At 57.8% G+C, this 25,028-nt stretch carries 19 protein-coding genes and 4 rRNA genes; 2 read left to right on the plus strand and 21 right to left on the minus strand.

Annotation, left to right across the window (positions count from 1 at the left end):
• Window positions 1-86 precede the first annotated feature (86 nt).
• From oppF to dnaB, 10 genes are all read right to left on the minus strand, one after another.
• Window positions 87-1,079 (minus strand): murein tripeptide/oligopeptide ABC transporter ATP binding protein OppF, encoded by a 993-nt coding sequence (gene oppF / locus FBAL_RS16885; protein WP_013346805.1) that lies wholly within the window; start codon window positions 1,077-1,079, stop codon window positions 87-89.
• Complete coding sequence (gene oppD / locus FBAL_RS16890; protein ID WP_013346806.1) at window positions 1,076-2,047, minus strand: oligopeptide ABC transporter ATP-binding protein OppD; 972 nt, start codon at window positions 2,045-2,047, stop codon at window positions 1,076-1,078. The genes oppF and oppD overlap by 4 nt, the downstream gene beginning before the upstream one ends.
• A 9-nt stretch (window positions 2,048-2,056) precedes the next feature.
• Window positions 2,057-2,971 carry an oligopeptide ABC transporter permease OppC gene (gene oppC / locus FBAL_RS16895; protein ID WP_013346807.1) on the minus strand — a complete coding sequence of 305 codons (915 nt, stop codon included), beginning with the start codon at window positions 2,969-2,971 and terminating at the stop codon, window positions 2,057-2,059.
• Between the two features lie 3 nt (window positions 2,972-2,974).
• Window positions 2,975-3,901 (minus strand): oligopeptide ABC transporter permease OppB, encoded by a 927-nt coding sequence (gene oppB, locus FBAL_RS16900; protein ID WP_013346808.1) that lies wholly within the window; start codon window positions 3,899-3,901, stop codon window positions 2,975-2,977.
• Window positions 3,902-3,948: 47 nt separating this feature from the next.
• A complete protein-coding gene (locus FBAL_RS16905) occupies window positions 3,949-5,571 on the minus strand; it encodes an ABC transporter substrate-binding protein (protein ID WP_013346809.1) in 1,623 nt (540 codons plus the stop codon).
• Between the two features lie 351 nt (window positions 5,572-5,922).
• Window positions 5,923-6,357 (minus strand): secondary thiamine-phosphate synthase enzyme YjbQ, encoded by a 435-nt coding sequence (locus FBAL_RS16910; protein WP_013346810.1) that lies wholly within the window; start codon window positions 6,355-6,357, stop codon window positions 5,923-5,925.
• Between the two features lie 105 nt (window positions 6,358-6,462).
• Window positions 6,463-7,035, minus strand: coding sequence for a VC2662 family protein (locus FBAL_RS16915; protein ID WP_013346811.1), 573 nt, complete (start codon window positions 7,033-7,035; stop codon window positions 6,463-6,465).
• 132 nt (window positions 7,036-7,167) lie between these two features.
• Window positions 7,168-7,686 carry a prepilin-type N-terminal cleavage/methylation domain-containing protein gene (locus tag FBAL_RS20755; protein WP_013346812.1) on the minus strand — a complete coding sequence of 173 codons (519 nt, stop codon included), beginning with the start codon at window positions 7,684-7,686 and terminating at the stop codon, window positions 7,168-7,170.
• 54 nt (window positions 7,687-7,740) lie between these two features.
• Entirely contained in the window at window positions 7,741-8,817 is a 1,077-nt protein-coding gene (gene alr, locus FBAL_RS16925) for an alanine racemase (RefSeq protein WP_013346813.1), read from the minus strand.
• Between the two features lie 2 nt (window positions 8,818-8,819).
• Window positions 8,820-10,226, minus strand: a complete 1,407-nt coding sequence (gene dnaB, locus FBAL_RS16930) for a replicative DNA helicase (RefSeq protein WP_013346814.1) — start codon at window positions 10,224-10,226, stop codon at window positions 8,820-8,822.
• A gap of 88 nt (window positions 10,227-10,314) precedes the next feature.
• Between dnaB and FBAL_RS16935 the strand changes: the two genes are divergently transcribed.
• A complete protein-coding gene (locus tag FBAL_RS16935) occupies window positions 10,315-12,507 on the plus strand; it encodes a S46 family peptidase (RefSeq protein WP_013346815.1) in 2,193 nt (730 codons plus the stop codon).
• A 63-nt stretch (window positions 12,508-12,570) separates the two neighbouring features.
• Here the strand turns inward: FBAL_RS16935 and FBAL_RS16940 are convergent, their stop codons facing one another.
• The 6 genes from FBAL_RS16940 to FBAL_RS16965 all read right to left on the minus strand — a co-directional run bounded on the left by FBAL_RS16940 (window position 12,571) and on the right by FBAL_RS16965 (window position 20,444).
• Complete coding sequence (locus FBAL_RS16940; protein WP_013346816.1) at window positions 12,571-13,839, minus strand: BamA/TamA family outer membrane protein; 1,269 nt, start codon at window positions 13,837-13,839, stop codon at window positions 12,571-12,573.
• 167 nt (window positions 13,840-14,006) lie between these two features.
• Window positions 14,007-14,121 (minus strand): 5S ribosomal RNA (rrf, locus tag FBAL_RS16945).
• A gap of 70 nt (window positions 14,122-14,191) precedes the next feature.
• A 5S ribosomal RNA gene (gene rrf / locus FBAL_RS16950) occupies window positions 14,192-14,306 on the minus strand.
• Between the two features lie 91 nt (window positions 14,307-14,397).
• Window positions 14,398-17,286 (minus strand): 23S ribosomal RNA (locus FBAL_RS16955).
• Window positions 17,287-17,654: 368 nt separating this feature from the next.
• A 16S ribosomal RNA gene (locus FBAL_RS16960) occupies window positions 17,655-19,207 on the minus strand.
• Together the 16S, 23S and 5S rRNA genes form the textbook arrangement of a ribosomal RNA operon.
• Before the next feature lie 466 nt (window positions 19,208-19,673).
• The gene (locus FBAL_RS16965; protein ID WP_083771244.1) at window positions 19,674-20,444 is read right to left on the minus strand and encodes a TIGR04219 family outer membrane beta-barrel protein; all 771 of its coding nucleotides are present in this window, start codon (window positions 20,442-20,444) and stop codon (window positions 19,674-19,676) included.
• Between the two features lie 179 nt (window positions 20,445-20,623).
• Between FBAL_RS16965 and udp the strand changes: the two genes are divergently transcribed.
• Window positions 20,624-21,382, plus strand: a complete 759-nt coding sequence (gene udp / locus FBAL_RS16970; RefSeq protein ID WP_013346818.1) for a uridine phosphorylase — start codon at window positions 20,624-20,626, stop codon at window positions 21,380-21,382.
• Between the two features lie 267 nt (window positions 21,383-21,649).
• Here the strand turns inward: udp and FBAL_RS16975 are convergent, their stop codons facing one another.
• The 5 genes from FBAL_RS16975 to FBAL_RS16995 form a co-directional block, all read right to left on the minus strand.
• Window positions 21,650-21,931, minus strand: a complete 282-nt coding sequence (locus FBAL_RS16975; protein ID WP_013346820.1) for a helix-turn-helix domain-containing protein — start codon at window positions 21,929-21,931, stop codon at window positions 21,650-21,652.
• Window positions 21,932-22,027: 96 nt separating this feature from the next.
• On the minus strand, window positions 22,028-22,495 hold the full coding sequence (locus tag FBAL_RS16980) for an Hsp20/alpha crystallin family protein (protein ID WP_013346821.1): 468 nt from the start codon (window positions 22,493-22,495) through the stop codon (window positions 22,028-22,030).
• A gap of 126 nt (window positions 22,496-22,621) precedes the next feature.
• A complete protein-coding gene (locus FBAL_RS16985; RefSeq protein ID WP_013346822.1) occupies window positions 22,622-23,617 on the minus strand; it encodes an efflux RND transporter periplasmic adaptor subunit in 996 nt (331 codons plus the stop codon).
• Entirely contained in the window at window positions 23,617-23,988 is a 372-nt protein-coding gene (locus tag FBAL_RS16990) for a DUF3302 domain-containing protein (protein ID WP_013346823.1), read from the minus strand. The genes FBAL_RS16985 and FBAL_RS16990 overlap by 1 nt, the downstream gene beginning before the upstream one ends.
• Window positions 23,989-24,035: 47 nt before the next feature.
• The gene (locus tag FBAL_RS16995; protein ID WP_013346824.1) at window positions 24,036-24,881 is read right to left on the minus strand and encodes a LysR family transcriptional regulator; all 846 of its coding nucleotides are present in this window, start codon (window positions 24,879-24,881) and stop codon (window positions 24,036-24,038) included.
• Window positions 24,882-25,028 lie beyond the last annotated feature (147 nt).

Below are 25,028 nucleotides of genomic sequence, written 5' to 3' on the forward strand. Positions count from 1 at the left end.
AGGGTCCGCGGAATATTGCCCCTCTTCCCCCGACCACAAAAAAAGCGCCCCGTGGGGCGCTCTGTCAGGTTGGAGAAAAGGCCGTATCAGGCCGCCACATCGTGACGGGGGCAGGCCACCTGATGGGTGCCTCCCAAAGACTCCAGAGCCGGTTTCTGCTGGGCACAGCTGTCACACACGGACGGGCAGCGGGTGCGGAACACACAGCCCGACGGCGGGTTGATCGGCGACGGCAGTTCGCCGGTCAGCAGGATGATCTCTTTCTGACGCTCCTGCTCCGGGTCCGGCAGCGGTACCGCAGACAACAGCGCACGGCTGTAGGGATGTGACGGCTTGCTGTACAGCTCCTCACTGGTGCCGGTCTCCACCTGGTTACCCAGGTACATCACCATGACGCGGTCAGAGATGTGCTTCACCACGCTCAGGTCGTGGGCGATAAAGATCAGGGACAGCCCCATCTCACGCTGCAGGTCTTTCAGCAGGTTCACCACCTGGGCCTGAATCGACACATCGAGGGCGGACACCGGCTCGTCACAGATCACCAGCTTGGGACGCAGGATCAGGGCACGGGCGATGCCGATACGCTGACACTGGCCGCCAGAGAATTCGTGGGGGTAGCGGTTGATGACGTTAGGCAGCAGGCCCACTTTGGCCATCATGGCACGAACTTCGTCCTGCACCTGCTCCTTGCTCCACTCCGGGTAGTAGTTGCGCAGCGGCTCACCGATGATCTCACCCACGGTCATCCGCGGGTTAAGGGAGGCCAGCGGGTCCTGGAAGATCATCTGCACGTCTTTACGCAGGATCTTCATCGCCGCCGGGTCCTGATGGTTCACCTTCTGGCCGTTGAAGATCACCTCCCCTTCACTGATCGGCACCAGGCCAATCAGGGCACGAGCCAGGGTGGACTTGCCGCAACCGGACTCCCCCACCACACCCAGGGTTTCACCGGGCTGCACCTCAAAGGAAACGCCGTCCACCGCTTTCAGTTGCGGCACCGGATCCCACGGCCACTTCTGCGCTTTCTTGATGCCGAAGCGCACTTTGATGCCATTGGCTTTCAACAGGGGCTGATTCATGCGGCCACCTCCTCAATCGCGATGTGACAGGCACGCTGACGGTTGTCGTCGAAGTGCACCAGTGACGCAGGCTCGGCGTGGCAGCGCTCGGACGCAAACTGGCAGCGGGCGCTGAACGGGCAGCCCGGGGGCAGTGCCAGCAGGTTCGGCGGGTTGCCCGGAATGGTGGGCAGCGCGCTTTCGTCGCCATCGAGGCGCGGAATCGCCGACAGCAGGCCCTTGGTGTAGGGGTGGCTCGGCTGGTAGAACACCTCGTTGGTGGTGCCGTACTCCATGGTACGACCGGCGTACATCACCATCACCTTGTCACACAAACCGGCCACCACACCCAGATCGTGGGTGATCATGATGATGGCGGTGCCGAAGTCGTTCTTCAGCTCGTTCAGCAGCTCCAGGATCTGGGCCTGTACGGTCACATCCAACGCGGTGGTCGGTTCATCGGCGATCAGCAGCTTGGGCTGGCACAACAGCGCCATGGCGATCATCACACGCTGGCGCATACCGCCGGAGAACTCGTGCGGGTACATGTCCATGCGCTTACGTGCTTCCGGGATCTTCACCGCATCCAGCATCTTCACGCTGTGCTCGAAGGCGTCTTTGGCGCCCATGCCCTTGTGCAGCATCAGCACTTCCATCAGCTGCGGTCCCACTTTCATGTAGGGGTTCAGGGCGGTCATCGGGTCCTGGAAGATCATGGCGATCTGCTCGGCGCGGATCTTATTCAGCGCCTTCGGCGGCAGGCCCAGGATCTCCTGCCCCTGGAAGCGGATGCTGCCGCCGGTCAGGCCGTTCTTGGCCAGCAGGCCCATGATGGCGAATGCGGTCTGGCTCTTGCCGGAGCCGGATTCGCCCACGATGCCGAGGGTTTCCCCCGCGGCCAGTTCGAAACTCAGTTTGTCCACCGCGGTGACGTCGCCGTCCGGCGTGGTGAACTTAACGTTCAGATCTTGTACTGAGAGTAAGCTCATGGCGCCTCCTTAACGGTCTTTCGGATCCAGCGCGTCCCGCAGGCCGTCGCCGATGTAGTTAAAGCAGAACAGGGTCACCACCAGGAATGAGGTCGGGAACACCAGCTGCCACAGCGCCACTTCCATGGTCATCGCGCCTTCGTTTACCAGTGCGCCCCAGGAGGTGTAGGGCTCCTGCACACCGAGGCCGAGGAAGCTGAGGAAGGATTCAAACAGGATCATCGACGGCACCAGCAGCGAGGCGTACACCACCACGATGCCCAGTACGTTCGGCACCAGGTGACGCAGGATGATGTCCTTGGTCGGGGTGCCGGACACGATGGCCGCTTCCACAAACTCTTTCTTCTTCAGGCCCAGGGTCAGGCCCCGCACGATACGGGCCATATCCAGCCAGGACACCGCACCGATGGCGAGGAAGATCAGGAACAGGCTGCGCCCGAAGAAGGTCATCAGCAAGATCACCAGGAACATGAATGGGAAGGAGTTCAGGATCTCCAGAGTCCGCATCATGATGTTGTCGGTACGGCCACCGACGTAACCGGCGATGGAGCCATACAGGGTACCGATGGCTACCGCCACCAGGGCGCCCATGATGCCCACCATAAAGGAGATGCGACCGCCCTCGAGGGTACGGACAAAGAGGTCACGCCCCAGGAAATCGGTACCGAAATAATGGCCATTGGCCAGCGACGGTGCCGACGCCATGTTCTCCCAGTCCATCTCGTCGAAGGTGTAGGAGGACAGGCTGGGGCCAATGGCTACCAGCACCGCGATCAACGCCAGTACCGCCAGCGAGACCACGGCCGCGCGGTTACGCAGGAAGCGGCGACGGGCGTCCGCCCACAGGGAACGACCCTCGACTTCCAGGCCGGAGGCAAAGTTCTCTACCGCTTCGTTATTTTGCTTTTGTGCGATGGTTTGCATGACTTAACCCTCCACCCGGATACGCGGATCGATCAGGCCATAGAGGATGTCCACGATGGCGGTAAACAGGATGGTGAGGGAGCCCACCAGGATGGTCAGGCCCAGTACCAGGGAGTAGTCACGGTTCAGTGCGCCATTCACGAAGTACTGGCCGATGCCGGGGATGCCGAACACGGTTTCGATCACCACCGAGCCGGTGATGATGCCCACAAACGCCGGACCCAGGTAGGACACCACCGGCAGCATGGCGGGCTTCAGCGCATGCTTGAAGATGATGTAGCGCATCGGCAGGCCTTTGGCGTGGCAGGTGCGGATAAAGGGCGAGTGCAGTACCTCAATCATGGAGCCGCGCATAATACGGGCGATGGAGGCCATGTAGAGGATCGCCATGGCGGACACCGGCAGCACCAGGTTGGTCCAATGGCCATCATTCCAGCCCCCCGCCGGCAGCCAGTTCAGGCCCACGGCGAAGATCATCACCAGCACCGGCGCCAGCACAAAGGAGGGCAGAACCACGCCCACCATCGCCAGGCTCATCACGGTGTAATCCACCCAGGTGTTTTGCTTCAGCGCGGCCACGGTGCCCAGAGCGACCCCGAAGATCACGGTGAACACGAAGGCCACCACACCCAGCTTGATGGACACCGGGAAGCTTTGCGCCACCAGCTCATTCACGCTGTAGTCGCGGTATTTAAAGGAGGGGCCGAGGTCCCCTTTCATCAGGTCGCCGAGGTAGTACAGGTACTGCTGCCACATCGGCTTATCGAGGTGGTACTTGGCTTCAATGTTGGCCAGCACTTCCGGCGGCAGGTTGAAATCCCCGGTAAACGGGCTGCCCGGTGCCGACTGCATCATAAAGAACGACAGGGTCACCAGGATAAACAGCGTGGGGATCGCCATGGCCAGGCGCCGCACAGTAAATTGGAACATGTCTTCACTCCTTGTGCCTCAGGGCACAGACTTCCGAGCCTCGCCGCTTAGTGGGCGATGATGTACAGGTTTTTGCTGTAAACGGTGTCTTCAACGTTGTTCATCGGGTAGCCCCCTACATAGGGCTTCACCAGACGGCTGATCACCGACTCGTACACGGGGAGCACCGGCGCTTCAGCGGCGATGATCTCTTCGGCGCGGGTATAGAGCTTGGCGCGCTCTTCGTCGTCCGCCACCAAGCGGGATTGAGCCATCAGCGCGTCGTATTCGGCGTTGGCCCACTTGCCCTTGTTCTGACCGTGATTGGACAGCATCACGTCGAGCATGGTGGAGGCTTCGTTGTAGTCACCGGCCCAACCGGCACGGGCGACCTCAAAGCGGCCTTGGTTGCGGGTATCCAGGAAGGTTTTCCATTCCTGGTTTTCCAGGCGGACCTGTACCCCCAGCGGCTTCCACAACTGCGCCACCACGATGGCGATCTTCTTGTGGGATTCACTGGTGTTGTAGAGCAGGTTGATCAGCAGCGGACGGTCGGGACCGTAACCCGCTTCCGCCATCAGCCGCTTGGCTTCCGCCAGGCGCTCTTCATGGGTCCAGGTGGAATGCTCGATCACCGGCGGTTTAAAGCCGTTTACCGAGGAGGGAGTGAAGGTGTATGCCGGGCGCTGGCCCTGGCCCAGTACGTACTTGGTCAACGCTTCGCGGTTGATCGCCAGCGACAGTGCCTTACGCACACGCGGGTCGTCATAGGGGCGAACCTTGGTGTTGAACTCGTAGTAGTACATGGACAGGTACGGGGTGGTGCGGATCTCGTCCGGGATCTCCACTTTGAGCTTCTTGTAGTGCTCCAGCGGGATGGTCAGAGTCATGTCCACTTCCCCGGCCTTGTAGCGCGCCAGTTCGGTGTTGGGCGACACGATGGCCAGGAAGGTCACCTTGTCGAGTACGGTGTTGGCGTTGTCCCAGTAGGTGGGGCTGCGCTTGAGCTCAATGCGCTCGTTCACCACCCACTTATCCAGGGTGTACGCGCCGTTGGTCACCATGTTTTCGGCACGGGTCCACTGATCACCGTACTTCTCCACCACTTTTTGCGGGGCGGGGAAGGTGTTCTGGTGGGCCAGCATGCGCACAAAGTACGGTACCGGCTTCTCCAGAGTGACCTCAAAGGTGCGGTCATCCACGGCACGGGCGCCCAGCGTCTCCGGCGGCATCTCGCCGAGGATGATCTTGGACGCGTTGGCCACGGTGGCAATCTCCAGGTACCAGGCGTAGCGGGACGCGGTCGCCGGATCCACGGCACGACGGAAACCGAACACAAAGTCGTGGGCGGTCACCGGGTCGCCATTGGACCACTTGATGCCTTCGCGCAGGTGGAAGGTGAAGGTTTTGTTGTCCTCGGACACTTCCCAATGGGTGGCCTGGGCCGGGATGATGTTGCCATCCGCGTCCTGTTGTACCAGCCCTTCGAAAAGATCCTTGGTGATGGTGGAGCCGGTGGTGCCTTCCACTTTCTGAGGGTCCAGAGACGCCGGCTCGGAGCCATTGCCCCGCACCAGCTCCTGCACGTTGTGCAGGCGGGTTCCCTCAGGTACGTTCGCCCCCTGGGCAGCCGGCAGTACCGACGCCAGGATCAGGCCGAGCCCCACGGCTTTCATTATGGTTTTCGCCATGTACAGCGCGCTCCCTGGTTCTGTTATTGTTTTTTTGCTTTTGTTAACTTCCCTCGTTTCACTTCCGCAAAACGATTAACATTTTGGCAATATCTGTTTTTTTAGTGACTTATCTGCCCAAATGCCATCCAAACATAACAAAAACACAATCCAAAGACACCAGTGAAATACATCCCGCTACACACTGGTTTCCTGTATGACAACATCACCGTGATGTATAAGCGCACGATTCATACTGCCTTTCTCTTTTTAACCAGTGGTTTGAACCAGACAGATCCATCGAAAGCCAAACAAAATAAAAACGCCGCATTGGCAACAATGCGGCGTCTTTTTAGCCAAAAACCGACGTTTTCACTCGGTGATATGGCCCTGCAGGGTAGCAACAAGTTGTCGGCCGGAGGCGTGATCACGGTGTTCACCGAGGTAGATGCCCTGCCAGGTGCCTAACAATAAGCGACCGCGTCCAACCGGGATCGAGACACTGCTGCCCAACAGACTGGCTTTCAGGTGCGCCGGCATGTCGTCCGGGCCTTCATAAGTGTGGCGGTAATAGGGGGCGTTTTCCGGCACCGCCTGGTTAAAGTGGGACTCGAAATCCTGCCGTACCGTCGGGTCGGCATTTTCATTCAGGGTTAACGAAGCGGAGCTGTGTTGGATAAACAGATGCAGCACGCCGACATCACAGCGGGCCAGTTCCGGTAACCGGGCCACCACCTGGTCGGTGATCAGGTGAAAGCCACGACGAAAGGCGGGCAGGCGAAAGGTGGTTTGATGCCAGTGGGTCATGGGTGTCTGGGTCAGAAAGTGGAACCGTCAGCATGCCACGCCCCGGCACCACAAACAATTTGGGGGCCCAGCAGGCCCCCATCAGTATCAGACGAATTCGTCCGCTTACTTCACCGCAAAATTCACCAGCGGGAAGCACGGCAGGAAGCCGTTCTTGGCGCAGTTCAGCAGACCCACCTGAACCACTTTGATCTCGTCAGTTACGTTGACGAAGCCCAGCTGAGCCTGGGAGGTTTTCGCCACGTTCACTGCACTCCAGTCGAAGCCGGTGTCACCCTCGGAGTAGTTTACGAAGCCGAGGTTAAGGCCTTTTACGTCATTGGTGATGTTCACCATACCGATGTTGGCACCGGTGGCAGAACCTTTGTTCCAGTTCCACAGACCAAAGGCCACACCCGTCATGCTGTTGTTAACGTGGTTGGCACCCGCCAGCAGCAGGGGGAACTGAAGACCGACAAAGTCATTGGTTTCACCAATGCCCAGCAGGTGCAAGTCGACGCCTTTTACGGAATCGGTTTGACCGTACAGAGTGGGGAAACGCACCCCTTCAACCTGCTCACCTGCCATCAGATTGGTGTGGTTCAAGGTGGCCAGCTGTACCGGCACCGTTTCCGCCTGAGCCATACCGGTGATCATGGCTGCACAAGCAGCAACGGCGGCAAGACTGAACTTTTTCATCGTGACTTCCCCTATCAAGTAAAACTAACCAATAAAAATCAGCGGTGTTGCAACTTCAGTGCTTCACATTACGTCGATTCAACGCCATCCGTAAACCGCCAATGACGCAATTCATCGTTTCATTAATCCGGATCAACAACCTGTGGTCACCATCCGATACTGAGGCTCGTAGTCCTCATCTTCCGGATTGCATTGGGAGACATCGGTAGTGCCGTAGGATTGGCGGTAAACAAAGTAGCATTGGCTGGCTTCAATCTCGTCCGGGTCCGTATCCAGGCCGAAATACACCAGAGCTTTATCATCGTCGTTGTAGACGATGCGGTCATCGCTGTAGGTCAGGCGCTTGGCAACGTCAGTGTTATCGAGGAAGCCGCATTTGAGGCGGGTTTCGAAAAAGCCATCGCCATCGAGATCGACGTCGGTCAGATCATCCCGATCTTCCGCCGGGCGGGAGGCGTAGCTGGGCATTTTGGCCTTCAGCTGCACCATGTCATTGGCAGCGTGGGCCGAGGCCATCACCTGCTCCAGGGCGGCAACTTTGGCATCACTGCCCAGGTTGATGTAGCGGGACAGCGCCACCACCGCCAACACGCCCAGTACCACCAGGACAATCACCAGCTCTACCAGGGTAAAGCCTTTACGTGCGTACATCAGTCACTCTCCATGTCAGGTTAAGCCAGCGGGCACTCCGTGCCCGCCTTTCCATTAATCGATGTAGCGGTACTGCACCCTTGCGGTAGTACTGCACAGCAGTTCATAAGGGATGGTGCCAGCGCATTCGGCGATCTCTTCAACCGGCAGGCCATCGCCCCACAACACCACGTCATCCCCGACCTGCACCGGCGCCTCCCCCACCTCGACGGTGAGCATATCCATGCTGATTCGACCCGCCAGTGGATAACGCTGACCGTTGATCAGCACCGGCGTTCCCGATACCGCATGCCGTGGGTAGCCATCACCGTAGCCCATGGCAATCACCGCAATGCGGGTGTCCCGACTGCTGCGCCAGGTCTGGCCGTAACCGACCGGCTCACCGGCTTTCAGCTCACGCACGGCCAACACTTTGGAGCGCATGGTCATCACCGGCTTCAGGTCGAACTGTTCGGCTCGCCCGCCAATCATGGGGTTCACCCCATACAGGGCCAGGCCGGGACGTACCCAGTCGCCATGCGCCGAGGGCCAGCTCAGGGTGCCCGCCGAGTTGGACAGCGCCTTCTCACCGGGCAGGTTCTGCGCCAGCTGGTTAAAGCGCTGGATTTGGCGAACCGTTTCCGGGTTTTCCAGCTCATCCGCGACGGAGAAGTGGGTCATCAGGTTGGGCGGCGTGCGGACGTTGTCGCACTGGCACAGGCGCTGATACAACGCGGAAAACTGTTCAGCCGTCACCCCCAGGCGATGCATGCCGGTGTCGATCTTGAGCCAGATGGTGAGCGGCTGCGACAGGGGGGTATGCTCCAGCAGGCGTACCTGTTCGGCATCGTGGATCACCACGTCCAGCTCATGCTGGGCGGCCTGCTCCAGGTCTTCCGCTGAAAACACCCCTTCCAGCAGCACCAATCGGGCCTGGCTGCCGCTCTCGCGCAGTGCCAGGGCCTCCTCGATGCGGGCCAGGCCAAAGCCATCAACATCAGACATCCAGCTGGCCAGACGAATCAAGCCGTGGCCGTAAGCGTTGGCTTTGACCACCGCCATCAGCTTGCTGTTGGGAGCCAACGCCCGCAGGCGTTGCAGGTTATGATTGAGGGCGCTGCGGCGGATCTCCGCCACCGGGGAAAAACGCATAGTTACTCGTCGTAGTCGAAGCTGTTACCGGCGTAGTTATCAAAGCGGGAGAACTGGCCCTGGAAGGTGAGCGGCACCTTACCAATCGGACCGTTACGCTGTTTACCGATGATGATCTCGGCCAGCCCTTTCTCCGCCGTGTCCGGATGGTACACCTCGTCCCGGTAGATAAACATGATAAGGTCCGCATCCTGCTCGATGGAGCCGGATTCACGAAGATCCGAGTTTACCGGTCGTTTGTCGGCCCGTTGTTCCAACGAGCGGTTCAGCTGCGACAGCGCCACTACCGGGCACTGCAGCTCTTTGGCCAGGGCCTTCAGTGAGCGCGAGATCTCCGCGATCTCCAGGGTACGGTTGTCGGACAGGGCCGGCACCTGCATCAACTGCAGGTAGTCCACCATGATCATGGAGATGCCGCCGTGTTCCCGAGCCACACGGCGGGCACGGGAGCGCACTTCGGTCGGCGTCAGGCCGGAACCGTCATCGATGTACATCTTGCCCTGCTCCATCATCAACCCCATGGTCGAGGAGACGCGGGCCCAGTCGTCATCATTGAGCTGACCGGTACGGATCTTGGTCTGGTCTACCCGGCCAAGGGAGGCCAGCATACGCATCATGATCTGCTCAGAGGGCATCTCCAGAGAGAAGATCAGCACCGGCTTATCTTCGTTCATCGCCGCCTGTTCACACAGGTTCATGGCGAAGGTGGTTTTACCCATAGAGGGACGCGCCGCCACGATCACCAGGTCAGACGGCTGCAGGCCCGCGGTCATCTTATCCAGGTCGGCATAACCGGTGGATACCCCGGTAACGCCGTTGTGCGGGTTGTTGAACAGCTGCTCAATCTTATCGACGGTCTTGGACAGAACGGTCTTGATGTCTTCCGGGCCTTCGTTGGCGTTGGCGCGCTTCTCAGCGATCTTAAACACCTTGCTCTCAGCCAGATCGAGCAGTTGCGATGAGTCGCGACCGTCCGGGTTAAAACCGGCATCGGCGATCTCATTGGCCACCTTGATCATCTCGCGCACCACCGCGCGCTCGCGCACGATGCTGGCGTACGCCGTCAGGTTGGCGACACTCGGCGTGTTGCGGGCGATGTCTGACAGGTAGGGGATACCACCCACCGCTTCCAGTTCACCCTGCTTATCCAGCTCTTCGGATACCGTCACCAAGTCGAGCGGTTCGCCACGCTCCAGCAGCACGGACATGGCAGCAAAGATCAGCTGGTGACTGCGACTGTAGAAATCGTCTTTGACCACCCGCTCGGAAACCTGGTCGAACAGATCGCTGTTCAGCATCAGGCCGCCAAGAACGGATTGCTCCGCCTCCAGCGAGTGAGGAGGCAATTTCAGTTGGTCCACCGACACCGGTGCCTGGCCAGATTTGTCTCGGGCCCGTGTTTCCGCCATGTTAATTCCGTTACACTGTCTGAGAAAATAAAAGCTCGAGGAGGGGCATTCACCCTCCCGGAAAACCATAATAATCGAAGGAACTCCGATGCCAACAAGGAAACTCTGGCGAGCGCTGACGCCGTTAGCGCTGTTGACCGCCCTTCCCCTGCACGCCGACGAAGGGCAATGGCTGCCCCATCAGTTACTTGAGCTGCAAGACCAGCTCGAACAGCGTCGCATCGAACTCCCTGCAGAACAATTGGCTGACTTAACCAAGCCGCCAATGAATGCGGTAGTGGGATTGGGGTATTGTACTGCGTCCTTTGTGTCCCCTAAAGGGCTCGTGGTCACCAACCATCATTGCGCCTACGGTGCCATCCAATACAACAGCCACGGTGAGCACAACTACATGGCCGATGGCTTCCTTGCCAAGGACATGGCCCATGAGCTCCCCGCCGGCCCCCAGGAGCGCCTCTACATCACCGATAAGGTCGAGGACGTCACCGGGCAGGTGCTCAACGGCACCGCCGCTCTGGAAGACGGTTACCAGCGCTACCAGCAGATCGAGCACAACCGCAAAGCGGTTATCCAGGCCTGTGAGGCCGACCCGGCCTACCGCTGCAGCGTCCGCGACTTCCACGGTGGGCTGAAGTACTACCTGCTGCGCCAACTGGTCATCCGCGATGTCCGTCTGGTGTACGCGCCGCCGGAAAGCGTTGGCGCCTATGGGGGCGATATTGATAACTTCGAATACCCCCGTCACAGTGGCGACTTTACCTTCCTGCGCGCCTACGTGGCCAAGGACGGCAGCCCTGCTGCCTACAGCGAAGACAATGTGCCCTACCAACCTGCGGGGTTCCTCAGCATCAACGCCGAGGGCGTTCGCGCCGGTGACGGTGTGCTGGTTGCAGGCTACCCGGGCCGCACCAGCCGCCATAAGCTGACCGAAGAACTGACCTTCTCCGCCGACTGGCTCTACCCGACCCAGTCTGAGCGCTATCAGGGCCGCATCGACGCCATCGAAGCCCTGTCAGCCACCACCCCGGAAGTGGCTGTCGCCTATGCCGCAACCAAGGCCAGCTACGCCAACCGTATGAAGAAACTGAACGGCCTGCTGGACGGTTTCCGCAAAACCGACATCCCGGCTCTGAAGGCCAGCCGGGATAACGCCTTTGTCCATTACCTTGAAGGCAAACCGGAAGCGCAGTCACTGACCGAACTGCGTCAGCTGGTGGCCACCAGCCAGGCCGATTACCAGGCCAACTTCTATCTCAGCAATGCCCAATCTGGCGCCCTGCTCAGTGCCGCCTCTTCACTGTATCGCTGGGCCAAGGAGCAGGAGAAACCCGATGCTGAACGGGATGCCGGTTATCAGGAGCGCGATCGCAAGCTGTTCGCCGCCCGCCTTGACCGACTGGAGCGTCGTTTCGATGCCCGCATGGACCGAATCCTGTGGCAACAGGATATCGATGCCTATCAGGCTCAGGACCAACGTGACCCGGTGCTGGATGCCGAGCTGGCTAAGCTGGATCTGGATACCCTGTACGTCAAAACCACCCTCGGGGATAAGGACCAGCGCCGCGCCTGGATGGAGAAATCCGCTGCCGAGTTTGAGCAGAGCTCCGATCCGCTGATCCAGATGGCCGTCGCCCTCTACCCCGGTAACGATGAGCGCCGCAAAGCCCACAAAGCCCACCTCGGTGAGCTGGCCAAAGCCCGCCCGGTTCTGATGCAGGCCATGCTCGACTGGTACCAGAGCCTCGACCGCCCGGTGTACCCGGACGCCAATGGCACCCTGCGCATCAGCATCGGCCATGTAGACGGTTACCAGGCCGCCGACGCGCTCTACAAGCAACCGTTCACCCGCCTGGAGGGGATCCGCGAGAAGCACACCGGTGAGGCGCCCTTTGCCGCGCCGGCCAAAGTACTGGCTGCCATTGATGAGCGCCGCTTCGGTGACTACGCCCGTACCGACCTGACCGCCCCGAAACAGGAAGCCTGGTACTGTGGTTTCCTGCCCTGTGCCCAAGCCGACGCCCAACCCTTTGGCTCGGTTCCGGTCAACTTCCTCTCCAGTGCCGACACCACCGGCGGCAACTCCGGCTCTCCGGTGATGAATGGCCGTGGCGAGTTAGTGGGTCTTAACTTCGACTCCACCTACGAGTCGATCACCAAAGACTGGTACTTCAACCCGGCCATCACCCGCGCTGTGCACGTCGATATCCGCTACGTGCTGTGGATGATGAGTGAAGTAGACCATGCCGACTGGCTGCTGCAGGAACTCACTCTGGTGAAGTAACCGCTCACCCAAACGCAAAAGGCCGCCCCATCGGGCGGCCTTTTTCATCCAGTAAGGCCAGGATCAGAACGGCTGGTTTACCACCACCCGCAACTGGCTCTCCTCCTCACTGAAGCCCCAGTCAACGCGGGCCACCACATTCTCTACCCACATCCGCACGCCGAAGCCCACGGTCCAGTCCATATCCTTGTGAAGTTCACCAAGGTCATAGCTGTCGTTCACCCGACCCAGCTCGCCATACACCGCGAACTGCCACCACGGGAAGTAGTAACGGTCGATAAAGGGGATCGCCCCCTGCGGTTGCCAACGCGGAATGGTGCGATACTCCGCGCCGTAAAACACCGCACTGCGGTCATGGAAACGGGCTCCCTGGTAACCACGAAGGCGGTTCCAGCCTCCTAGGGTGGATTCGGCAAACCAGGGCGGACGATGGCCCTCGGCGCCGCTGTCCCAGGTGGGCACGTCCGAGGTATAGGCCGTCAACGCCAGCACCTGCTGCTTGCTCCAGCGGTTGGCACCAAAGTTCAGGTATTGGCTGTATTGCGCTTCCCACTTGGTGTAGCTGCTGCGCTCACCACTGCCGAAGTCACGATGCAGTTGCAGTTCCAGACGATGGCCACGGCTCGGAGAGGGGATAAAATCACGGGCATCATGGTCCAGCTTCAGGCTGACCCCCTGAGTCTTATCCTTCTGGTAGAAGCCGTCGAAGCCTTCGACTTTGCGCTCCCGGTAGAAGGGCTCAAACTCAACGCTGGTGTAAGCACCGACCTGCTCCCCATCCTCCGGGGCAACCGGGATCCCAGCGACCACCCGAGAACGGCGCTGAGGTGAGTGCTTGCCCGCCCCCCAAGGCAGCACATAGCGCAGCGTCGCGTACAGATCCCGCTGACTCTCCTCCCCAAGCACGAAGTTGTTCACATCCGAACCATGGGCCCCCGCAGGCGAATCAAACGCAGGATTACCGTCGATGTAGACGTCACTCTCCCGCAAGCGGGCGTCGAAAGCCTGAAGATCCACAAACCAACGACCGGAGTCGCCAAAGTGCAGGTTGTAAGCCCCAAGGAAAGCCACGTAGCTGTCATTCTCGGAGTAGGTGCCCACCGCCACCAGCTGTGAGCGCTCCTGAAGCACGCCCTGCAACGACGCCGCAGCCCCCACGCTGAATCCCATGCTGGAGCTGGTAAACACAAAGGGCACAGCGGCACTGCGGCTCTGTGGTTGGGCAACGGTTTCAGCGGGCTTATCGTTTGGCTGAGACTCGGACTCGTCAGCCATGGCAGGGAAACTCAGTCCGCTCACCATCGCCAGACTAAGCAGAAAAAGGCGAGACATGAACACTCCAGGATATTGAGGCAGCGAAGAATAGCGCCGATGATTTGCCCTGTCACTGACAGAGAGTTACAACTCCATTGGAGTTCAGTTCAAATTCAGCAGGCGCCCAACCAAGGGCCTGAAACGACGAAAGCCCGCAGCATAGCTGCGGGCTCTCTGGAATGGGTGCCTGGCGGTGACCTACTCTCGCATGGCAACTGCCACACTACCATCGGCGCGGTCGCGTTTCACTTCTGAGTTCGGCATGGGATCAGGTGGGGCCACGACGCTATTGCCACCAGGCAAAAACGGTTGATGCTTCGCATCGGAATCTAAAAAGCCCCCGCCATCGGGCGAGGGCTCGAAATTGGGTGCCTGGCGGTGACCTACTCTCGCATGGCAACTGCCACACTACCATCGGCGCGGTCGCGTTTCACTTCTGAGTTCGGCATGGGATCAGGTGGGGCCACGACGCTATTGCCACCAGGCAAAAATCGTACAATTCGGAAAAGCTGTTTCTCGATGTAAGGTCTTCTTACAAGGTCGGATATCCGACTCACAAAACCACTTGGGTGTTGTATGGTTAAGCCTCACGGGTCATTAGTACAGGTTAGCTCAACGCCTCACAACGCTTACACACCCTGCCTATCAACGTCGTAGTCTTCGACGGCCCTTTAGGACTCTCGAGGAGTCAGTGAGAACTCATCTTGAGGCTCGCTTCCCGCTTAGATGCTTTCAGCGGTTATCGATTCCGAACTTAGCTACCCGGCAATGCCACTGGCGTGACAACCGGAACACCAGAGGTTCGTCCACTCCGGTCCTCTCGTACTAGGAGCAGCCCCTCTCAATTCTCAAACGCCCACGGCAGATAGGGACCGAACTGTCTCACGACGTTCTGAACCCAGCTCGCGTACCACTTTAAATGGCGAACAGCCATACCCTTGGGACCGACTTCAGCCCCAGGATGTGATGAGCCGACATCGAGGTGCCAAACACCGCCGTCGATATGAACTCTTGGGCGGTATCAGCCTGTTATCCCCGGAGTACCTTTTATCCGTTGAGCGATGGCCCTTCCATTCAGAACCACCGGATCACTAAGACCTACTTTCGTACCTGCTCGACGTGTCTGTCTCGCAGTTAAGCTGGCTTATGCCTTTGCACTAACCTCATGATGTCCGACCATGATTAGCCAACCTTCGTGCTCCTCCGTTACTCTTTGGGAGGAGACCGCCCCAGTCAAACTACCCACCAGGCACTGTCCGCAACCCCGATAAGGGGCCAACGTTAGAACATCAAACATACAAGGGTGGTATTTCAAGGACGGCTCCACAGCGACTGGCGTCACTGCTTCAAAGCCTCCCACCTATCCTACACATGTAGGTTCAATGTTCAGTGCCAAGCTGTAGTAAAGGTTCACGGGGTCTTTCCGTCTAGCCGCGGGTACACTGCATCTTCACAGCGATTTCAATTTCACTGAGTCTCGGGTGGAGACAGCGTGGCCATCATTACGCCATTCGTGCAGGTCGGAACTTACCCGACAAGGAATTTCGCTACCTTAGGACCGTTATAGTTACGGCCGCCGTTTACCGGGGCTTCGATCAAGAGCTTCGTCCGAAAACTAACCCCATCAATTAACCTTCCGGCACCGGGCAGGCGTCACACCGTATACGTCCTCTTACGAGTTTGCACAGTGCTGTGTTTTTGATAAACAGTTGCAGCCACCTGGTATCTGCGACTCCCACTAGCTTAGAGAGCAAGTCTCATCACCGGCAGGAGCGTACCTTCTCCCGAAGTTACGGTACCATTTTGCCTAGTTCCTTCACCCGAGTTCTCTCAAGCGCCTTGGTATTCTCTACCTGACCACCAGTGTTGGTTTGGGGTACGGTTGCTAATTACCTGAAGCTTAGAAGATTTTCCTGGAAGCATGGCATCAACCACTTCATCACCGTAGTGACTCGTCATCAGCTCTCAGCGTTATGTGAACCCGGATTTGCCTAAGTTCACCGCCTACTACCTTAAACACGGACAACCAACGCCGTGCTGGCCTAGCCTTCTCCGTCTCTCCATCGCAGTAATCAGCAGTACGGGAATATTAACCCGTTTCCCATCGACTACGTCTTTCGACCTCGCCTTAGGGGCCGACTCACCCTGCCCCGATTAACGTTGGACAGGAACCCTTGGTCTTCCGGCGAGCGGGTTTTTCACCCGCTTTAACGTTACTCATGTCAGCATTCGCACTTCTGATACGTCCACGGAACTTCTCAATTCCGCTTCAACCGCTTACAGAACGCTCCTCTACCAAGCACAACAAGTGTGCTTCCGCAGCTTCGGTGTATCGCTTAGCCCCGTTACATCTTCCGCGCAGGCCGACTCGACTAGTGAGCTATTACGCTTTCTTTAAAGGGTGGCTGCTTCTAAGCCAACCTCCTAGCTGTCTAAGCCTTCCCACATCGTTTCCCACTTAGCGATAACTTTGGGACCTTAGCTGGCGGTCTGGGTTGTTTCCCTCTCCACGACGGACGTTAGCACCCGCCGTGTGTCTCCCGTGATTGCACTCATTGGTATTCGGAGTTTGCATGGGGTTGGTAAGTCGGGATGACCCCCTAGCCCAAACAGTGCTCTACCCCCAATGGTGAGACACGAGGCGCTACCTAAATAGCTTTCGAGGAGAACCAGCTATCTCCCGGTTTGATTGGCCTTTCACCCCTAGCCACAAGTCATCCGCTAATTTTGCAACATTAGTCGGTTCGGTCCTCCAGTACCTGTTACGGCACCTTCAACCTGCCCATGGCTAGATCACCGGGTTTCGGGTCTACACCCTGCAACTAATTCGCCCAGTTAAGACTCGGTTTCCCTACGGCTCCCCTATTCGGTTAACCTCGCTACAGAATGTAAGTCGCTGACCCATTATACAAAAGGTACGCAGTCACCCTCGAAGGGCTCCTACTGCTTGTACGTACACGGTTTCAGGTTCTATTTCACTCCCCTCACAGGGGTTCTTTTCGCCTTTCCCTCACGGTACTGGTTCACTATCGGTCAGTCAGGAGTATTTAGCCTTGGAGGATGGTCCCCCCATGTTCAGACAAGATAACACGTGTCCCGTCCTACTCGATTTCACACTGTGGTCGTTTTCATGTACGGGGCTATCACCCTGTGTCGCCAAGCTTTCCAGCTTGTTCCACTAACTTCCTCAATGCTTAAGGGCTAATCCCCGTTCGCTCGCCGCTACTAAGGGAATCTCGGTTGATTTCTTTTCCTCTGGGTACTTAGATGTTTCAGTTCCCCAGGTTCGCCTCAGTTACCTATGTATTCAGTAACTGATGACACCTTATGGTGCCGGGTTTCCCCATTCGGACATCTCAGACTCAAGTGGCTCTTACCGCCTCATCTGAGCTTTTCGCAGGTTAGCACGTCCTTCATCGCCTCTGACTGCCAAGGCATCCACCGTGTACGCTTAGTCGCTTAACCATACAACCCCAAGGGGTCTTGCTTGTTCTTTGGCTTTCGTTCGTCGTTGAACCTGTCACTCACGCGGTCATTAACCGAAGTTAACTCCCTTGCTCGTTCCAGCTTCGCCTAGACCGAAACCCAAATCCCGTCGCAACCGTAATGAGCTTTGCAAAGCGCATTACGCATATGACGCAACCAAATGTTTCGTTATTCAGCTTTACGCTGAATCGCCGGATATCAAGACACTTGCAAGAAGTTTACTCTTACAATTTCTCGAGAAATTTATCAGCTTATCCAAATTGTTAAAGAACGGTTCCAAATCAACACTTTCGCATTGACTCAGACAATCTGTGTGAACACTCGACGCAGGCAAGAATTCATGTCGTTAAGGAGGTGATCCAGCCCCAGGTTCCCCTAGGGCTACCTTGTTACGACTTCACCCCAGTCATGAACCACAAAGTGGTGAGCGTCCTCCCGAAGGTTAAACTACCCACTTCTTTTGCAGCCCACTCCCATGGTGTGACGGGCGGTGTGTACAAGGCCCGGGAACGTATTCACCGTGGCATTCTGATCCACGATTACTAGCGATTCCGACTTCATGGAGTCGAGTTGCAGACTCCAATCCGGACTACGACCAGCTTTATGGGATTGGCTCACTCTCGCGAGTTGGCAACCCTTTGTACTGACCATTGTAGCACGTGTGTAGCCCTACCCGTAAGGGCCATGATGACTTGACGTCGTCCCCACCTTCCTCCGGTTTATCACCGGCAGTCTCCCATGAGTTCCCGCCATTACGCGCTGGCAACATAGGACAAGGGTTGCGCTCGTTGCGGGACTTAACCCAACATTTCACAACACGAGCTGACGACAGCCATGCAGCACCTGTCTCAGAGTTCCCGAAGGCACCAAACCATCTCTGGTAAGTTCTCTGGATGTCAAGGGTAGGTAAGGTTCTTCGCGTTGCATCGAATTAAACCACATGCTCCACCGCTTGTGCGGGCCCCCGTCAATTCATTTGAGTTTTAACCTTGCGGCCGTACTCCCCAGGCGGTCTATTTAATGCGTTAGCTTTGGAACCCACGCCTCAAGGGCACAGACTCCTAATAGACATCGTTTACGGCGTGGACTACCAGGGTATCTAATCCTGTTTGCTCCCCACGCTTTCGCATCTGAGCGTCAGTCTCTTGCCAGGGGGCCGCCTTCGCCACTGGTATTCCTTCAGATCTCTACGCATTTCACCGCTACACCTGAAATTCTACCCCCCTCTCAAGGACTCTAGCCAAGCAGTATCAAATGCAATTCCCAGGTTAAGCCCGGGGCTTTCACATCTGACTGACTTGGCCGCCTGCATGCGCTTTACGCCCAGTAATTCCGATTAACGCTCGCACCCTCCGTATTACCGCGGCTGCTGGCACGGAGTTAGCCGGTGCTTCTTCTGCGAGTAACGTCACAGCTAGCGGGTATTAACCACTAACCTTTCCTCCTCGCTGAAAGTGCTTTACAACCCGAAGGCCTTCTTCACACACGCGGCATGGCTGCATCAGGCTTTCGCCCATTGTGCAATATTCCCCACTGCTGCCTCCCGTAGGAGTCTGGGCCGTGTCTCAGTCCCAGTGTGGCTGATCATCCTCTCAAACCAGCTAGAGATCGTCGCCTTGGTGAGCCATTACCTCACCAACTAGCTAATCTCACTTAGGCTTATCCAATCGCGCAAGGTCCGAAGAGCCCCTGCTTTCCCCCGTAGGGCGTATGCGGTATTAGCAGTCGTTTCCAACTGTTGTCCCCCTCGACTGGGCAAATTCCTAAGCATTACTCACCCGTCCGCCGCTCGCCGCCCAACAAATCCCCCGAAGGTTCAATGTTGTCGCTGCCGCTCGACTTGCATGTGTTAGGCCTGCCGCCAGCGTTCAATCTGAGCCATGATCAAACTCTTCAATTAAAGATTTTGATTTGCTTCCGTAGAAGCTACTCAATGAATACTGAATTAACTTGGTGTCACTCAGTAGCATCGAGAAAATGATGATTTCTCAACACTGCGTGAGTGCCCACACAGATTGTCTGATAACTTGTTAAAGAGCGTTGCCTCACTCGAGGCAGGAGGCGCATTCTACGCGTTTCTCCGTCATCGTCAAGGGCGTTTTCAACTTTCCTTTCCGACCGTCTAAGTTTTAACCAGAACCTCTTGGAGGCCTTGGTGGCTCAGCGTTTTGTGTTCCGCTTTGCCCCGTCGACAGGGAGCGCATTATAGGGCGGAATTCGGCGCCGACAAGAGGAAATTGCAGAAAAATGACTGACTGAACAATGCCACAGCAATGGCACAGGTTATACCGGAGTTATCCACAGAAACGGCCCCAAAATCGCGTTTTGACCGCGATCCCGGGGCCATTATTGGTGTCGCTGGACGCTTAGAAATGCAGAACGCCGTGAATAAAGACGCCATCAATGTCGATGTCAGCGGTCAGATCACCCACATCGTCTTCATCCAGGTCGAGCGCCAGTACCCGATACCCCACTTCAACACCCAAATCGACCGCCACCAGATCAAAGGTCCAACCTAAGCGGACCTGATAATCGAGAAAGCTGGAGTCGGAATAGCCCACGCCCTGAATGGCCGCACCGGCGTACAGGCCGGTAAGGGGCAGGTCAACTCGCGCAGCACCATATAACAGCGGCACCCACTCATCGAAGGTTTCGGAAGCCTGGCCAGCGCTCAGGTCACCAATGGCGGCATAGCGAATGTCGGTGGTGATATCCATCTGGCGGGCCGTCAGCCCCAGGTCCAGATCAAAGCCGGTATCCCACAGTTCGTAATAAAGGGTGATGTCGGTGTGTTGGTACTCCAGACTGGTGGCCGTCGTGGCGCCGGCAGGGATGGTCACGCCGCCAAAGCTGAAGTCACTGCCCAGAGCGCCGCTGCCATCGGTATCAAAGCTCACCGCAGCGATACGGATGTTGGGCAGGAGTGGGATGGGGTGTTCCAGTGCCACATAGGCCTGGTAGCCGCTGTCGTCATCACTGAGCCCCAGGTCGTTTTCGATATCGACCGGGTCGCTGCCCAGTTGGCCGCTGGTGCTGCCTTTAAAGCTGCCGCCTCCGGCGTAGATACCCAAGGTATCGGCTTGTACCGGAAGTGCCATCATTGCCAGCACGCTGGCACAGATCCATTGTTTCATCATCCATCCTTAATAACGCAGTTCGACCACTATTGTATTGATAGCGACCGGATGTTACCGGAGTTAACACAAAACATCACGACACGGTTACCCCCCTTTCCGGCCACTGTGTGAGCCAGGGGGTGTTCACCGCGGAGCTGGTGGTCTAGATTGACTCCATCCCACTCCGAGAAGGAATGACCATGAGCACTGTATTTCACCTGGCCCTGACCCAACCCATGCTGGAAGGCGCCACACTGGCCATTGTCCCCGGCGACCCGGAACGGGTTGAGCGCATCGCAAACCTGATGGATAACCCCAAGGCGCTCGCCAGTACCCGCGAGTTCACCAGTTACTTAGCTTATATAGAAGGAACCCCCGTGGTGGTCTGCTCCACCGGCATTGGCGGTCCATCGACGTCGATTGCAGTAGAGGAGCTGGCGCAGCTGGGCGTTCGTACCTTCCTGCGCATTGGCACCACCGGGGCCATTCAGCCCGACATTGAGGTCGGCAGCTTGATCGTGACCACCGGTTCGGTGCGGCTTGACGGTGCCAGCGGCCACTTTGCGCCGATGGAATACCCGGCGGTGGCGGACTTTGATTGCACCTCGGCGCTGGTTGAGGCCGCGCGGGCTCAAACGGTACCGCTGCGCACCGGCATTACCGCCAGTTCCGATACCTTCTATCCGGGGCAGGAGCGTTACGATACCTTCTCTGGCCGTGTGACCCGCCGCTTCCAGGGGTCAATGGAGGAGTGGCAGGCGCTGGGTGTACTCAACTATGAGATGGAGTCTGCCACCCTGCTGACCATGTGTTCTGCACTCGGTCTTAAGGCGGGCTGCGTGGCCGGGGTGATCGTGAACCGTCACCAACAGGAGATCCCCAGCGCGGAACTGATGAAGCAGACAGAGACCACCGCCATTACGACTGTGGTCGAGGCCGCCCGACGTCTGTTGGTGTAAAGGCAAACGTGCGAAACGCAAAAAGGCGCCCTTAGGCGCCTTTTTTGTCTCTGTCGGCGTTAGAACGCCTGAACGATCACGTACAGAAATACGCTGATGCCACCAAATACTGCAGCAACGATGCCGTCCATGCGACTGTTTTTCTTACTCATGGCTTGTCCTTTTACGACAGGTGAAGCCGCTGGGCGGCAGAGGCTTTCGATTATATCGAGGCCCCCCGGGGGGAAAAGGAAAACCGGATTGTGGCGTGCGGATCTTTTAACCGGATCACGCTTGGTCGAGGGCGGCTCTCAGTTCCGCTTTGTGATTGTGTGCCCACTCTGAATTGAGGCCACCCCAGGACTGGATCGCATAATAGCCATCGTTGTGACGGATGCCATCTTCAACAAACTGCACCTGCACCCCAAGGCCCGGTAATGCCTTGAGAATGTCCTGAATGGTACGGCGGGGCCACCCCAGGTGACGGATCAATGCCGGCACTGACGGCCGGTCCAATTCTTCAATCGCCAACAGCAACAACACGCGCCGGCAAAACGTGGGGTTCAGCATGGATGGTCCCTCTCCAAATGGTGGGCTCACACCATACCGAATTGAACCGGTTAAAAAAAGTGCGCACCGAAGTGCGCACTGGGATGATCACATTTGTCAGGACCCAAACTCGATCTTGATAGGCCGCTGTTGCAGTTTCACCGCATCGGATTTGGGGATTTCAACCGTTAATACCCCCTTCTCGTAGTGCGCCCGAATCGCTTCTGGGTCACGAACCGCAAAGGGCAATCTCAACGTCCGTTGATAACTGCCAAACTGCCGTTCAGTAACGTGATAGTCCTCCTTTTTATCGGCCTTTTCCGTCTCCCTCTGGGCTTTCAGCGTCAGCCTGTCTCCCAGGCAAACCAGCTCGATATCCTTCTCGCTTAAGCCTGGCAGGTCCGCTTTGAGCACCAACTTGTCTTCCTCCTCCTTAAGGTCCACTGCGGGCATCAAGGGCTCCTCCCCTTCTCCCCACATGGGTAACCAGTCCCGGTCCCAGCGCTCAAACAGGCTGGGCAAGCGCTGCGCAAAACGTCCAAAGGGATGGTCAGAGGCCGCTCCAACCGGGTAACGTCTTGCCACTTTGCACCTCCATCTGTTGTGAGGCCTTATATAAGGATATGCCCTCGGTCCGGCGGCGCCTTTCGCCCGGTTGACCAGGATCAAAAAGCCCGGCAATTCTGCCGGGCTTCGGTCCTGCGCGGAGGCTCAGTGCTCCAAGAACAGGTAGTTCTGCCAGCTTTTCATCCGCAGCAACACACGCCGGATGATCGACACATGGCTGAACTTATCGGAATAGACCGCAATCTCCGCATGCGCCCCATCGGGCAGGCCCAGCTCGCTGATGTCATCCAGCAGCTGAACCTCAACAAAGGCCCGACCGCGGCGAACCAGCAGATCCGAGCTGAGCAGGGTGCCGGAGGCCTGGATCTGACCCTCGGCAATGTTGGGCAGCACCTGCGCAACCTGGGCTTTAAATACCCGTCCCGGAATCGCCTCGAAGATCACCTCCGCCTCGTAACCGCTTTGCAAGCGCAGCAGTGACTTCTGGTTAAAGGCGCCCACGAAGCGATCGTCCTCTTCATTGATAAACACCATCACCGGGCGCAGCGGCAGCGGCACAGCCATCATGCCGGGACGCAACGCCACCTGGGTAACGTATCCGTCTTGCGGTGCCCGTACGACCGTCTCGGTCAGGTCAACCTGAGCTTTATCCAGCAACGCCTTGGTGCGCTGTACCTGCGCTTCCGCCGTCAGATAGAGCTGACGCCGGTTATCCAGTTCCAGCTCGGTAAAGGCACCGCCGCGTTTAAAGCCCTCTTCATAACGCTTAAAGGCCGCCAGGGTGCGATCGCGCTCTGACTCGGCCGCAGTCAGCTCCGCCAGGTAACGATCGACCTCATCCCGGAAGCGGGCATCATCAATGCGAAACAGGACATCCCCTTTACTGAGCGGCTGGTTCGGCTGCACCGGCACCTCTACCACGATGCCGCGCACCGTCGGGACGATGGGTGTGGCCACATAGACCTGGCGCGCCAGCGGAGTGAAGGGATGGTTGTAGTTCATCAGCAGCAGCAGGGTGCCGATCAATACCACCCCACCCAACACCGCCGTCGGTACGGTCCATTTATTGAGGGGGATATTGAACACTTTGAATATGCCCACGCACAGGGCGGCGTAGGTCAGAATCAGCAGTAAGTCCATCAGGCACCTCCCCGCTGTTGCTGCAACTGGGCTTTCAGCTCGGCCACATCCGAACGCAGCTGCGCCACCTGCTGTTCCAGCTCGGTTTCGCGGTCTTCCAGCGCCGTCTCGCGACGCTCTAAGGCTTCCTGACGTTGAATAAAGCCCCAGCCACGCTCAGAGCGATACAAGGTGGCCCAGATCCAGAGGAACGGCCAGATGGCATGGAGGGTAAACAGACTGACCCAGCCCGCCACATGGATGGCGTCCTGGTGGGGGTGGTCACGATGCTTGGCAATCTCGTAGGGGATGTCGTGAATCGCGATGATGCCGTAGAACAGCACCAGTGCCACGAACACCAACAACCCCAACGCGAAGTAGTCGAGAAACATCGGTGGCTCCTTTTCCGATGGTGGTAGGCCCCACTTTGCCCGACAGTTTAGTTCAGGTCCAGTTCTCGGCCCTGTTTCAGCAAATCACGAATTTCATTAAGCAAATCACGATTTTCGCTGTGTTCATTCCAGGCACAGAAAACCTGGCGCTCAACCGTTGGCTCATTCTCAATCAGGTGTAAGCGGCCTTCACTGATCAGATCCGCCACCCGATCTTCCGGCAGGTAAGCGCTGCCACCACAACTGAGCAGGAAGCGCAGGGCAATATGGCTGGTGCTGACCCGCAATACCGGCCGTGGCGTCGGGCCGTTCTGACGGGCCAGGCGAATATCAAACGCGGTGCCCCAATCCACATGGACGTAGTCACTCATGCTGCCATCTTCAAAGGTGGTCACCGGCAGCAACCGCACACAGGGCAGCTCCTCGATCTGCAGCCCCTCCGCCTTGGGCGGATCAAACATCACGGCCATGTCCAGAGTGCGCTCCAGCAACTGCCGTGTCAGCTGGGCAGAGGGCAGTGATTCCGCCCGCATCGCCAGGGCCGGCAAGGCCTGATGGATGCGCGGCAACGCCTCGCTGAGAACGCCGTCCCAGATATTGGGGGTGCCGCCAATGGCCAGCTGGTTGTGCTGGTCCTCACCCAGAGCCACTTCCAGCCGGGCACGTTCCAGATTGCTCAAAATCGCTTCAGCGTGAGGCAGCAGACGCTCGCCCGCGGCGGTCAGGGTCAGCTGGCTGCGTTGGCGGGCAAACAGCGCCACACCAAGGTTCTGCTCAAGCTGTCGAATGCGGAAGCTGACCGCAGACTGGGTCAGATAGAGGTTCTCCGCCGCGCGGCTGAAACGCCCCGCTTTGTAGACCTCCATAAAGGTTTTTAGAAGCTCAGTATCCATAGTTCCGTTTTCGTTCAGCGCAAAAATTTTTCGCTTTGGCCTTTGGCCACGAGCCCTATACTAGCCGCCCCCCAAACCGGCGGGCCAGCGTCGAGTCATTATTTATCTTAAGACTTTGATAAGAAACAACTTAACTTTAACTGGAGA

Source organism: Ferrimonas balearica DSM 9799, from assembly GCF_000148645.1.
Taxonomy (GTDB): domain Bacteria; phylum Pseudomonadota; class Gammaproteobacteria; order Enterobacterales; family Shewanellaceae; genus Ferrimonas; species Ferrimonas balearica.